Below are 12,228 nucleotides of genomic sequence, written 5' to 3' on the forward strand. Positions count from 1 at the left end.
GCGGCCTGCCGGATGGCCGTAAGCATCAGAACCGACGGCGAGGCTGCCGGCCTCGCTCCTCTTTCCAATCGCAGCGCAACGGGCGCATCGTGGGACCAGCCGGTCCTGCTCAGGCTGGTGTCGATCGCCCTGTTCGCAGGAATTTGGGAGGTGGCCGGGCGTATTCCCGTCAGCTTCGCCTTCCCGACTTTTTCCGATACGGTCGTCGCGTTCTTCGGACTGCTCGCCGACGGCAGCCTGGCAACCGCCTATCTTTCGACGCTGCAGCCGCTGGTGCTTGGCGTTGTCCTGTCGGCGTTCCTGGGTGTCGGCCTCGGCACGATCTGTGGCCTGTGGCGCACCGGCGAATGGCTGGTGATCCCCGTGTTCATCGTGCTTCAGGCAGCACCGGTCGCCGCCTTCATTCCGATGGTCACCTTTGTCTACGGAATAGGCATGACCGCCAAGACGCTCGCCGTCATGATCCTGGCGCTGCCGGTCATCGTGCTCAATACCTACAAGGCCGTGCGCAACGTCAACGAGTCGCTGCTCGTCATGTGCCGATCGTTCCTCGGCACCCGCTGGCAGACCGTCGCCAAGATCATCCTTCCGGACGCAAGCCCGGTGATTTTTGCCGGCTTGCGCCTTGGAGTCGCAGCCGGCTTCGTCGGCGTGGTGCTCGCCGAACTGCTGATTACCCCGACCGGCATCGGCGACCTCATCACCTTTCACCGCTCGCGCGCAGACTACGCCGAGATGTACGCAACAATCGCCTCGATCATTGCGCTTTCCACCCTGACGCTCGTCTTTCTGCAGTGGGTGGAAGTCCGCGTTTTCAGGCCCGAGAGCAGAGGTGCTTAAGATGGGCGCGACCGCATTGCGAAATGGACCGTCGCCGGTTCCCGCACCGATCGATTCAGTCGTGGAAGTGAGAGGGATTTCCAAGACCTACGGCAATGTCGAGGCGCTGCGCGGCATCGACCTCGACTTTCCCAGGGGCAAGCTGACCAGCCTTCTCGGACCCAGCGGCTGCGGAAAGACGACGCTGCTGAAGATCATAGCGGGGCTGAAACGAGCCGATGGCGGCACCGTCGCGATCAACGGCAAGCACGTCACCGCACCCGGCCCCGAACGCGCCTTCGTGTTCCAGGATTTTGCGCTGATGCCGTGGGCGACCGTGATGCGCAACGTCGCCTTCGGACTGGAGTTGCGCGGCACCAACAAGGCCGAGCGCGAGGCGATCGCCCGCCGCTACATCGCCGAGGTGGGGCTCGCCGGCTTCGAGGACAAATATCCGCATCAGTTGTCGGGCGGCATGCGCCAGCGTGTTGGCCTGGCGCGGGCGTTGTCGGTCGATGCCGACGTTCTGCTGCTCGATGAACCGTTTTCGGCGGTCGACGAGCAGAACCGGCGGAAGTTCCAGGAAGACCTGATCCGGCTGCGCACCAACCAGAACAAGACCTTCATCTTCGTGACGCACTCGATCGAGGAAGCGGTCTACATCTCCGACCGCATCGTCTTGCTGTCGCCGAGACCCGGCCGGGTTTCGCAGATCATCGAACCGGAAATCGATCGCTCCGGCGACCCCGAGCGCATCCATCGCGACAGGCACTATCTCGATACTGTCGAGGAGATCTGGCAGGGGCTGAAGCAGTATGTGGAGTGAGCGGCCGTGACCTTGTTTGGCTACCGTGTGCCAATGATGGCGTCCCTGCTGGTCTGGTGCGTCGTATGGGAAATCGTCGGCCGGCTCGACCTTGTCTTTCTGCTGCCGCCGTTTAGCGACGTGCTGGTTGCAGCGGTCAGCCTGGTGCAGACGCCGTCCTGGCAGAGCGCGACAGTCACGACCCTTCGCGCCTTCGCGACGGGCATGGCCCTGTCGATCGTTGTCGGCGTGCCATTGGGTATCCTGATGGGACGCGTCAAGATCGCCGACGACCTGCTCGGCATGTGGGTCAACATCTTTTCAAGCGCACCGCTCTCGGCGATCGTCCCGGTGCTGATGATCCTGTTCGGCTTCGGCGAGAAGACGATCGTTGCGGCGGTGTTCCTGTTTGCGATCTGGATCATCGTTCTCGACACCCGCGCCGGGGTCCGTCATATCTCGCCGTCGCTGATCGAGATGGCGCGTTCCTACGGCGCCTCGCGCCCGGCGCTCTATAGCAAGATCATCCTGTGGGCAGCCCTTCCGGAAATCCTTGCCGGCATTCGCCTCGGCCTCATCCGCGGCGTCAAGGGCGTCGTCATCGGCCAGTTGCTCGTCGCCATCGTCGGCTACGGTGCGCTGTTCGAAACCTTCTCGCGAAATTTCCGCATGGCCGAATTCTGGGCCTTGACCATCATCCTTTTTGCCTTCGCCCTGCTGATCGCCGAACTGATCGAACGGGCCGAAGCCAAAGTCGAATACTACGCAGGAGCAAGACAGTGAACATGCACGGCACGACTTCAAGCTACGTCATCGAACCGACCGCAATCCCGAGCATCCCGGTGGCGGGAACCGACAAGTTGTTTCCGGTGCACCGGGTCTATTGCGTCGGGCGGAACTATGCCGCGCATGCCGTCGAGATGGGACACGACCCCAACAAGGAGCCGCCATTCTTCTTCCAGAAGAACCCCGACAACCTCGATACGACAGGAGAATTTCCGTACCCTCCGGCCTCTAACGATGTTCATCACGAGATCGAAATGGTCGTGGCGCTGAAGAGCGGCGGTACCGACATCCCGGTCGAAAAGGCTCTGGACTGCGTGTTCGGTTATGGCGTAGGTCTCGATATGACGCGGCGCGACCTGCAAGGGAAGGCGAAGGACATGGGCCGTCCATGGGAGGTCGGCAAGGCCTTCGAGGCATCGGCGCCATGCACGCCATTGGTTCCGGCAAGCTCGACCGGCCATCCCAGCCAGGGCGCGATCTGGCTGGACGTCAATGGTCAGCGAAAGCAGACCGGCGACCTCAACCAGATGATTTGGAAGGTTCCGGAAATGATCAGCTATCTCTCAGGTCTGTTCACGCTGAAGCCGGGGGACATCATTCTTTCCGGCACGCCGGCGGGCGTCGGCGCGGTCGTTCGCGGTGACGTTCTTCGCGGTCATATCGATGGCGTCGGCGACCTAGAGGTTCGCGTTGTCTGAAGCGGCCTCGATCATTGAGCGGCTTGCCGCCGGAGCCGACGATGCGCCGGCGATTTCGGCACCCGACAGGATCACGCTCACGCATGGCGGACTGCGCCGCCTGATCTCCGAGACGGCAGCGCAATTGCATGCACTGGGCCTCGGCCGTGGCGACCGGGTGGCCATCGTGCTGCCGAACGGGCCGGAGATGGCGACGGCCTTTGTCGCAGTGGCGGCGGCGGCGTCGACGGCGCCGCTCAATCCGGCCTACCGGGCCGACGAGCTCGATTTCTATCTGACCGACATCGGCGCCAAGGCAATCCTCGTCGCCGAAGACGAAAGCGGCCCGGCGGTGACCGTGGCCGAGCGCCTCGGCATAGCGGTGCTCAGGCTCACGGCACTGCGTGACGCACCAGCCGGCAGTTTTGAGATCAAGGGCAAACCGGTTGGTCCGTCTGTTTCGCCCGGCCTGGCTGCGGACGGCGACATCGCGCTGTTGCTGCACACGTCCGGCACCACGTCACGACCCAAGCTGGTGCCGCTCAGCCACGCCAATCTCGCCGCCTCGGCCGCCCATATCGGCGCGACGCTCGGCCTGACGGCCGGTGATCGCTGCCTCAACATCATGCCGCTGTTCCACATTCATGGGCTGATCGCGGCGGTGCTGTCCTCGCTCGCCGCCGGCGGCAGCGTCTTCTGCACGCCGGGTTTCAACGCGCTGCGCTTCTTCCATTGGCTGGGCGAGGCGCGGCCGAGCTGGTACACGGCCGTGCCGACCATGCATCAGGCGATACTGCCGCGCGCAACGCGCAATGCCGAGGCATTGGCGGTGGCGCCCTTACGCTTCATCCGCTCGTCCTCGGCATCGCTGCCGCCGCAAGTGATGGCCGAGCTTGAGGCGACCTTCGGCTGCCCGGTGATCGAATCCTACGGCATGACCGAGGCCGCGCACCAGATGGCTTCGAACCGGCTGCCGCCGGGCCTGCGCAAGCCGGGCAGCGTCGGGGCCGCGGCCGGACCGGAGGTGGCGGTGATGGCGCCGGACGGGCAATTGCTGCAGCCCGGTGACACCGGCGAGATCGTCATTCGCGGGCCTAATGTCACCGCGGGCTACGAGAACAATCCTGACGCCAATGCCACCGCCTTCGCGCATGGCTGGTTTCATACCGGCGACCAGGGCGTGCTCGACGACGACTTTTATCTGCGCGTCACCGGCCGGCTCAAGGAGATCATCAACCGCGGCGGCGAGAAGATCTCACCGCTAGAGGTCGACGACGTGCTGATGGACCATCCGGCGGTGGCGCAGGTCGTCACCTTCGCCACGCCGCACGACAAGCTCGGCGAGGAGGTCGCGGCTGCGATCGTGCTGCGCGAGGGCATGGCCGCCACAGAAGGCGACATCCGCAGCTTTGCCGCGACACGGCTTGCCGACTTCAAGGTGCCGCGCATTGTCCTGATCCTGGACGAAATCCCGAAGGGCGCGACCGGAAAGCTGCAGCGCATCGGCCTCGCGACCAAACTCGGTCTTGCCAAACCTGGGCTGGGATAATGCGGATCAGCATTTTTGGCGCTGGCGCGATCGGCGGCTATCTCGCGGCCAAGCTTGCCGTGGCCGGCCGCGTCGATCTGTCGATCGTGGCGCGCGGCGCGCATCTCGACGCGATCAGGACGGCCGGTCTTCGCCTGATCGAAGACGGTCATGAAGCCGTCGCCTCGGTCAGGGCCGCCGCGCAGGCGCAGGAGCTAGGCGTCCAGGACTATGTCGTGCTGGCGCTCAAGGCCCATTCGGTCGCACCAGCGCTCGACCAGATCGCGCCGCTGCTGGGCGAGGGAACGGCCGTCGTCACCATGCAGAATGGCGTGCCGTGGTGGTATTTCCACAGGATCGGCGGGCCGCTCGAAGGCACGCGGTTGCAAGCGGTGGATCCCGGCGGGGTGATCTGGGACCGGCTTGGGCCGGATCGCGTCATCGGCTCGGTCGTCTATCCCGCGGCCGAGGTGGATGCGCCCGGCCTGGTTCGCCATATCGAGGGAAAGCGGTTCTCGCTCGGCGAGCCCTCGGGCGAGAAGAGCGAGCGTGTCACGCGGCTTGCCGAGGAGATGGTTGCGGCGGGGCTGCAGACGCCGGTTCGCGACGACATCCGCAGCGAGATCTGGGTGAAGCTGTGGGGCAATCTCTCCTTCAACCCGATTTCCGCGCTGACCGGCAGCACGCTTGCGGCAATCGCTGCCGACGAGGCCACCCGCGCGCTTGCCCGCACCATGATGCTGGAGGCGCAGGCGATCGGCGAAAGCCTCGGCGTTCGTTTCCCGATCTCGGTCGACCGCCGCATCAAGGGTGCCGGCGACGTTGGCGAGCACAAGACCTCGATGCTGCAGGATCTGGAGCGTGGCCGGCCGATGGAGATCGACGCGCTGGTGACGGCGGTCCAGGAACTCGGCCGGCTGACCGGCCAGCCGACGCCGACCATCGACAGCGTGCTGGCGCTGGTGCGCCGCCTCGCCATCGAGCGCGGCTGCTATCTGGTATGAGACATTTTTATCAGGCGCTCGCGTGAGGAGGTGGGCGGAACGCCCTTGTGAAGAAAGAAGCTTCACAGCCTTTTTGTCAAAGGAAACGAAGACTTCCCCGCCTAGCCAGCTACCATCATAGGCAATCACACCATCAGCAGAATCACCGCCAGCATCAGGGACCGATAGGCCAGCTTCAACTGCGGGTCGATTGACCACGACATTTTCCGTGTTCAGCAGGGCACGGATCGCGGCGGAAATGTCTTCACAGGCAGTCTTGTTTTGGCGCGCCAAGACCCAAGTGAATTCACAAAGGGACTGTAAGCTTACAGCCACGATTTCAGCACTTGCCAGCAACTCGACAGCGGCACTCGCCTGCTTGGCGTCGTCAGCCACATAGGCGCGGAGCGGAACATTCGTATCCAGCCCTTTAGCTCTGCGCGGCCATACGGCAGCAAATCCAGTTCGATTTTATCTCCTGGCTTGATGCCGAGCTGTTGAAGCACTTCTTTCCGAAAAGTGACCTGCCCCCGTGCCGTTACGGTCAGTGTCGTCATGGCAGAATCTCCTGATTGGCAGCAAACGTAATGCAAAAGCGCATTACATACGAGCACCGGCCTTACCCGGCCGACCCGATCTCCACTTGACGCTCCAGTTGGTTCCTGTTTTGTTTCACGCCTTCGTCGCATCAAAAAGCGGGCGACAATTGCAGGCCAGCAAGCGCTCTACTTGGAATTAGCCTGAACAGGAGGATCATATGACGACCGCGGAAATTGCCAAGGATTTCACAGATCTGCTCAAGCAAGGTCAGAACGATGTTGCGGCTGAAAAGTACAATGCCGACGACATCGTCAGCTACGAAGCAATGGAAGGGCCGATGGCGGTCTGCAATGGCAAGGAGGCCGTGAAGCAGAAGGGCCAGTGGTGGGAGGAGAACAACGAAGTTCATGACGGCTCGGTCGAGGGCCGGCCCATATGTCAACGGCGACCAGTTCGCAGTGCGCTTCAAGTTTGACATAACGCCCAAGGCTACAGGCGAGCGTGTCAGCATGGATGAGGTTGGTCTGTACACGGTCAAGAACGGCAAAATTGCCGAAGAGCGCTTCTATTATTGAGGCTGAAACCGGATTTCCAGAACCCTGAGATGCTCGACCAAGGAGGGCAGGCCATATCGAACGGCTGAGCTGGCTCGCTGACCGAGGCGGGGCTTCTGTTCAGTCGCTCGACAGCTCGGCGGCCGCGTTGGATTGGCAAGCGCCCGGAAGACACGGTCGATCGACTGCTGGCTGGTGGAGTGCAGGTTTGTTGCCACGGTCATGTCGTCTCCTCGCGTCACATGCCTGCGGGGCTGGCAATGCTTGAACGGTGGTTTAGGGTGCGGCTGATTCGATGAGCGACCAGCCCGAGGGCCAAAATATTGACGATCACCATGTACGGCATCACCAATTGCGACACGATCAAAAAGGCGCGCATCTGGCTGGAAAGCCACGATGTCGCCTATCGTTTTCACGACTACAGGGTCGAGGGGCTGGAGGCGGATAGGCTCGACGGCTGGTCCAGCAAGGTCGGCTGGGAAACCTTGCTCAACAAGTCGAGCACGACGTTTCGCGAACTGTCGGACACGGACAGGCTGAGCCTCGACGAGAGGAAGGCCAAGGCGCTGATGCTGGCCAAACCGACGATGATCAAGCGGCCGGTCCTCGATCTCGGCGATCGTATCCTCGTCGGCTTCAAGCCTGATGTCTATCAGCAGGCGGTAGGTGGGTTGAAGTAGCCGGACGGACGCTTTTCACGCTCCAGTTCGCCAGGCGAATTGGGTCGCGGAAAAGACCTTGGCCTGCCTGGCCGAGAGCGCGTCCCACGCTGCGCGGCAGCTGGGGTCGGGCTCGATTGTCTCGGCAATGCTCGTCATCGCATCCGCAGCCTCAGCAAAACTTTCGAACCATCCGATGCCGACCGCCGCGCTGATCGCTGCGCCGAGCGAGGAGGCTTCGGCATTGTGACCCTTATGGATCGCGATCCCGGTCGCGTCCGCAATCATCTTTGTCCAAAGCCTGCTGTTGGCGCCGCCGCCGATCGCCACCATTTGCGCCGGCGAAAGACCATGGCTGCGCATCTCTTCGAGAGCCCGGGCGGTTTGCAGCGTCATTGCCTCGAGCCCTGCACGATAAAAATGACCGAGCGTGTGCGAGGGGTGCATGCCGATGAAGCTGGCGCGTGCGCTCGGATCCCAGTGCGGGTCCATGCAGCCGACCAGGGTGGTGCCGGCGAGAAGTCCGTCCGCGCCGATCGGCACGGCCGCCGCTTCCCTTTCGAGGCGGTCGAAGATCGCCGGATCGGAGCGCCCGGCGGCAAACATGTCGACGAACCAGTTGACGAAATAGACACCCGCCCGCTGCACGGCCTCGAGGAAATAGCCATCGCCGGTTGGCGAGGTCATGGTGCGCCAGAAGGCGCCGACCACCGGTTCTGGCGACCAGATTCCCGCGATGATCGCGGTTCCGAGATTGAGATAGACGACGCCGTCGCGCATGGCATTGACGCCGAGCCCGGCGCATTGCCCATCGCCGCCGGCGGCAATCACCGGGGTTCCTTCCGAAAGGCCGGTTGCGGCGGCGGCTGCGGCATGAACAGTCCCGACTCGCGTGCCGGACCGCACCGCATTGGGAAGTTGCGACGGTTTGATGCCGAGATGATCGAGGATCGGCTGCGACCATGCCTTGCGCGAGATGTCGAAGAGACCGAACGGATCGGCGCTGGTCCAGCTCGCGCTTGGCGTTCCCGTCAGTCTCAGCGTCAGATAGCCATGCACGTCGAGGATTTTGTTCGCCTGGTCCAACCGTTCCGGCTCGTTCTCGCGCAGCCATTTCAGGCGATAGACGACCGGCGTCACGTCGATCGGCTTACCGGTGATCTGGTGCAGTCGCTCACGGCCGATCTCCGCCGCGAAACGGTCGACCAGCCCGGCGGCGCGTTCATCGAGCCACAGGCTGGCGGGTCCGATCGGCGCGCCGGCGCCGTCGATGAGGGCAACGGTCTCGCGCTGGTTGGAGATCGCGATCCCGGCGATGCGTGTCGCGTCGACCGCGTCGACAAGCTGTCGCAGCGCCGCTGTTGCGGCCCGCCACCAGTCGGTGACCTCCTGCTCGACATAGTCCGGCCTCGGCTTCATCAGTTCGAGCGGCGCCCGGCCTTCCGCCACGGCTCGTCCGTCCCGGCTCCAGGCAATCGCCTTGCAGGATTGCGTGGAACTGTCGAGGCCGACGACAAGAGGTCCGTCGCTGCTGCCCATGATTGTCCTCCCGAGACGATGAGTTCCACCGGTGCTGGTTGGTCCAAGTGCCGGTTATTCCAAGAGACTGTTCGCGGTGGCCATGTCGGTGACAAAATGTGTCGCATATCCGCCGCCGAGCCCGGCCCTGATCGCCGCCATCTTGCGGGCGCCACCGGCGGCGCAGATGCGGACCGGCACCGCTTTCAATTCATCGAGCGTGATGCCGACGGTGCGTCCGTCGAGCGGTGTTGCGAAAGGGGCTCCTTGGGCGTCGATGAACCGCCCGATGATGACGCCGAGCGCGCCCTGCTCGATCATGCCGGCAAGTGCGGCGGCATCCGATATCCCGGCTCGGGCATAGGTGCTCTCCGGCCCGATATCGCCGATCCCGAAGATGACTTTGCCGGCGGCATGGATCATGCGGAACTGGTTGACGAGCATCGGCTCCTGCATGAGTTGGTCGTGCAGTTCGTCGGTGGAGACGATCGCCGGGGCAAGCAGGTTTATGCAGCGGGCGCCGAGCCGGTTGGCCATCAGCGAGGTGCAGAATTCCGGCGAGAAATCGCTGGTGCCGATCGAGCTTCCCGAGAGCTGGACGACGGTGAGGTTCCGATCATGCCGTAGTCGTGGGATCGAGCGGGCGGCAGCGAGCACCGTTTTTCCCCAGGCAACGCCGATCGTGTCGCCCGGATCGACCATCGACGCCAGCAGCCGTCCTGCCGCTTCGCCGATGCGGCGGTCGGCATCGTTTGGATCAAGGTCGGGGATAACCGCGGCGCCGCGAAGCCCGTATTTTTCCATGAGACGCCGCGAGGTCAAGGTGCGGGCAAAAGCGTCGTGATCGACCTGCACGGCGACAAGTCCGCTTTCGCGTGCCTCCTGCAGATAGTGCACCACGCTCGCCCTGGAGACGTTCATGACCTTGGCCACATCGCTCTGGTTGAGCTGGTCGACATAGTAGAGCCAGGCAGCCCACGCCACCGCGCTGTCGAATTCGGGCGGCAGTGCCGAGAGCCCAGATGGTCGGACCATGTCGATGTCGGCGTTGGCATTCATGTCCCTTTTTCCGCAGGTTTGCAGAACGAAGTCAAGCGTCGCGGGCGAATGCTTGACAAAAGACAGAGATAGATGACTATTGTTCAATGACGCAACGCTCCTCCGCCTCGATTAGAGGGTTGCCCCAGAATGAGGACGCCATGACGAATCCGGCAGCCGGATACTGGACGACATTAATCGAGGACATTTTGGACGGGCGCTGGACCAACCCGGAGACCGGGAAAAAGGCGGTGGTCCCGTATGACCGGATTGTCATTGAAGAAAGCCTCGAAGGGCGGGCGGCCGATCTCGTTTCGGAGCTCGATCTGGGCGAGCGGTTCACGGTCGTGGCGGATGGCGCCACCTATGATGCGCTTGGCGAGCGCGTTGCGCGCGAACTGAAGACGCTCGGCCCTGTCGATGTGGTGATCCTGGATCACCCACATGCCGACATGGCCAATGTCGAAAGCCTGGCCGTCAAACTCGCCGATGCAGACGCCGTGGTCGCGGTCGGTTCTGGGACGATCAACGATCTCTGCAAGTTCGTCACCGGAAGGAATGGACGGCGCTATTGCGTGTTCGGGACGGCCGGTTCGATGAACGGCTACACATCGACGACTGCGTCCATCACACTTGAAAGCGGCCTGAAGGTATCGCTGCCTTCCCACGCCCCATCAGGCTTTTTCGTCGATCTTGGCGTCTCCGCTGCCGCCCCGACCTATCTGTCGGCAGCGGGGTTCGGTGACTGCCTTTGCCGCTCGGTCGCCCAGATCGACTGGTGGATGTCGCACCGCCTGCTTGGCACGGCCTACCATCAGGTCCCGTTTCTCATCCAGGAAAAGGATGAGGCGGCGCTCAACCAGCGTGCGGCAAAGCTTGCCGAACACGACATCGAGGCCAATGGCTACCTCTATCGCGTGCTGACGCTCTGCGGTCTCGGAATTTCCTTCACCGGCGTCTCCAATCACGGTTCCATGGGCGAGCATCAAATATCGCACTACATCGACTGTTTCGCCGGCGAGCGTCACCCCGGCACGCTGCACGGCACCCAGGTCGGCGTCGCTTCGCTCACCATGGCGCGATTGCAGCAGGCAATGCTTGCAAGTGACAAGCCGCCGTTGGTGAAGGCGACGAAGATCGATCCTGACGACATGATCCGTCGCATGGGCCCGGCTGTCGCCGCACAATGTCTCGACGAACTGAAGAAGAAGGCCTTCGACGAGACTTCCGCCGCGGCATTCAACGAGCGGCTGCAGGAGCTCTGGCCGACACTCAGGCAGGAGCTCAAGCAATTCATGGTGCCTGTCGATGAGATGCAGCGCCTGCTGAAATCGACCGGCGGGCCGATTTCAGCGGGCGAATTGGGCACGCCGGCCGATTTCTATCGCGAAGCCGTCGTTCATTGCCGGGAGATGCGCAATCGCTTCTCGTTCCTCGACATTGCTGCGGATGCAGGAATGCTGGAGGATTTTGCGCGTGGGGAAGCCTGACCGGATGCGCGACCTCGCCGAATTCGGACCCGAAACTGCATCGCGCATTCGCGGCGTCTTCTGCGATATCGACGACACCTTGACCACTGAGGGTCGTCTTCCGGCCGACGCCTACCGTGCGCTCGAACGCTTGCACGAGGCGGGCCTTGTCGTTGCTCCCATTACCGGGAGACCGGCAGGCTGGTGCGACATGATTGCCCGGTTCTGGCCGGTCACCGGCGTGGTAGGCGAAAATGGCGCTTTTTACTTCGCTTATGATCAGGCAACGCGAAAGATGATCCGGGTTTTCGCGGCAAGCGCTGACGAACGCCGGGAAAACAGGCGCAGGCTCACCGAACTGGAAAAGCGCATTGTCCAGGAGGTGCCGGGTTCGGCAGTATCCGCCGACCAGCAATATCGCGAAGCCGACCTGGCCATCGACTTTTGCGAGGATGTTCCGGCGCTGCCGCTGTCCGATGCCAGGCGCATCAAGCAGATTTTCGAGGAGGCCGGCGCTGTCGCCAAGATTTCGTCGATCCATGTGAACGGCTGGTTTGGCCGATACGACAAGCTGGCGATGACGCGCCGCTTTGCAAGCGAGAGGCTGGGAACCGATCTCGATGCTGAAAGGCAGGCCTATGCTTTCGTTGGAGACAGCCCGAACGACGCCCCGATGTTCGGGTTCTTTCCGAACGCGTTCGGGGTCGCGAATGTGGTGGATTTCGAGGGACAGATCGACGCCGAACCCGCTTTCGTCGCCAGGTCGCGGGGTGGCCGCGGCTTCGTCGAGATTGCCGATATGATCCTGGCGAACCGGAGGTCGGGATTGGGCTGATCGGCGGGCGCGAAAAA

Annotated in this window: 14 protein-coding genes and 1 pseudogene; 11 read left to right on the forward strand and 4 right to left on the reverse strand. The window is 63.0% G+C overall.

Annotated elements, in window-relative coordinates; genetic code table 11:
• Window positions 1–12 precede the first annotated feature (12 nt).
• The 6 genes from AC0L2Z_RS01290 to AC0L2Z_RS01315 are packed head-to-tail and all read left to right on the forward strand — an operon-like array spanning window position 13 to window position 5,619.
• Window positions 13–840 carry an ABC transporter permease gene (locus AC0L2Z_RS01290; protein ID WP_023799435.1) on the forward strand — a complete coding sequence of 276 codons (828 nt, stop codon included), beginning with the start codon at window positions 13–15 and terminating at the stop codon, window positions 838–840.
• Window position 841: 1 nt separating this feature from the next.
• The gene (locus AC0L2Z_RS01295; RefSeq protein ID WP_473626356.1) at window positions 842–1,645 is read left to right on the forward strand and encodes an ABC transporter ATP-binding protein; all 804 of its coding nucleotides are present in this window, start codon (window positions 842–844) and stop codon (window positions 1,643–1,645) included.
• Window positions 1,646–1,651: 6 nt separating this feature from the next.
• Window positions 1,652–2,407 (forward strand): ABC transporter permease, encoded by a 756-nt coding sequence (locus tag AC0L2Z_RS01300; protein ID WP_128167733.1) that lies wholly within the window; start codon window positions 1,652–1,654, stop codon window positions 2,405–2,407.
• A 2-nt stretch (window positions 2,408–2,409) separates the two neighbouring features.
• Window positions 2,410–3,108: a fumarylacetoacetate hydrolase family protein gene (locus AC0L2Z_RS01305; protein ID WP_473626614.1), complete on the forward strand. Its 699-nt coding sequence runs from the start codon at window positions 2,410–2,412 to the stop codon at window positions 3,106–3,108.
• The gene (locus tag AC0L2Z_RS01310) at window positions 3,101–4,636 is read left to right on the forward strand and encodes an acyl--CoA ligase (protein ID WP_473626357.1); all 1,536 of its coding nucleotides are present in this window, start codon (window positions 3,101–3,103) and stop codon (window positions 4,634–4,636) included. Before AC0L2Z_RS01305 ends, AC0L2Z_RS01310 begins: the two co-directional genes overlap by 8 nt.
• Window positions 4,636–5,619 (forward strand): 2-dehydropantoate 2-reductase, encoded by a 984-nt coding sequence (locus AC0L2Z_RS01315; RefSeq protein ID WP_473626359.1) that lies wholly within the window; start codon window positions 4,636–4,638, stop codon window positions 5,617–5,619. The genes AC0L2Z_RS01310 and AC0L2Z_RS01315 overlap by 1 nt, the downstream gene beginning before the upstream one ends.
• A 21-nt stretch (window positions 5,620–5,640) precedes the next feature.
• On the opposite strand, the pseudogene AC0L2Z_RS01320 reads toward AC0L2Z_RS01315, so the two are convergent.
• Together AC0L2Z_RS01320 and AC0L2Z_RS01325 are read right to left on the reverse strand one after the other, a co-directional pair.
• Window positions 5,641–6,024: pseudogene (locus tag AC0L2Z_RS01320) on the reverse strand (type II toxin-antitoxin system VapC family toxin); the annotation flags it as partial.
• Entirely contained in the window at window positions 5,925–6,155 is a 231-nt protein-coding gene (locus AC0L2Z_RS01325) for a hypothetical protein (protein ID WP_473626360.1), read from the reverse strand. The gene AC0L2Z_RS01325 and the pseudogene AC0L2Z_RS01320, both read right to left, overlap by 100 nt.
• Before the next feature lie 200 nt (window positions 6,156–6,355).
• Here AC0L2Z_RS01325 and AC0L2Z_RS01330 point away from each other — a divergent pair, with 200 nt between their 5' ends.
• The 3 genes from AC0L2Z_RS01330 to AC0L2Z_RS01340 all read left to right on the forward strand — a co-directional run bounded on the left by AC0L2Z_RS01330 (window position 6,356) and on the right by AC0L2Z_RS01340 (window position 7,372).
• Window positions 6,356–6,613 (forward strand): SnoaL-like domain-containing protein, encoded by a 258-nt coding sequence (locus AC0L2Z_RS01330; protein ID WP_473626362.1) that lies wholly within the window; start codon window positions 6,356–6,358, stop codon window positions 6,611–6,613.
• Window positions 6,546–6,713, forward strand: coding sequence for a SnoaL-like domain-containing protein (locus tag AC0L2Z_RS01335; protein ID WP_473626363.1), 168 nt, complete (start codon window positions 6,546–6,548; stop codon window positions 6,711–6,713). The genes AC0L2Z_RS01330 and AC0L2Z_RS01335 overlap by 68 nt, the downstream gene beginning before the upstream one ends.
• 302 nt (window positions 6,714–7,015) lie before the next feature.
• The gene (locus AC0L2Z_RS01340; RefSeq protein WP_031255011.1) at window positions 7,016–7,372 is read left to right on the forward strand and encodes an ArsC family reductase; all 357 of its coding nucleotides are present in this window, start codon (window positions 7,016–7,018) and stop codon (window positions 7,370–7,372) included.
• A 15-nt stretch (window positions 7,373–7,387) separates the two neighbouring features.
• On the opposite strand, the gene AC0L2Z_RS01345 is transcribed toward AC0L2Z_RS01340, so the two are convergent.
• Both AC0L2Z_RS01345 and AC0L2Z_RS01350 read right to left on the reverse strand, forming a co-directional pair.
• Entirely contained in the window at window positions 7,388–8,890 is a 1,503-nt protein-coding gene (locus AC0L2Z_RS01345; protein WP_473626364.1) for a xylulokinase, read from the reverse strand.
• Window positions 8,891–8,944: 54 nt separating this feature from the next.
• A complete protein-coding gene (locus AC0L2Z_RS01350) occupies window positions 8,945–9,928 on the reverse strand; it encodes a sugar-binding transcriptional regulator (protein WP_287172033.1) in 984 nt (327 codons plus the stop codon).
• A gap of 140 nt (window positions 9,929–10,068) precedes the next feature.
• Here AC0L2Z_RS01350 and AC0L2Z_RS01355 point away from each other — a divergent pair, with 140 nt between their 5' ends.
• Window positions 10,069–11,397: a sn-glycerol-1-phosphate dehydrogenase gene (locus AC0L2Z_RS01355; protein WP_473626366.1), complete on the forward strand. Its 1,329-nt coding sequence runs from the start codon at window positions 10,069–10,071 to the stop codon at window positions 11,395–11,397.
• A gap of 4 nt (window positions 11,398–11,401) precedes the next feature.
• Complete coding sequence (locus AC0L2Z_RS01360) at window positions 11,402–12,211, forward strand: HAD-IIB family hydrolase (RefSeq protein WP_473626616.1); 810 nt, start codon at window positions 11,402–11,404, stop codon at window positions 12,209–12,211.
• Window positions 12,212–12,228 lie beyond the last annotated feature (17 nt).

It is taken from the genome of Mesorhizobium sp. WSM4850, from assembly GCF_055811735.1.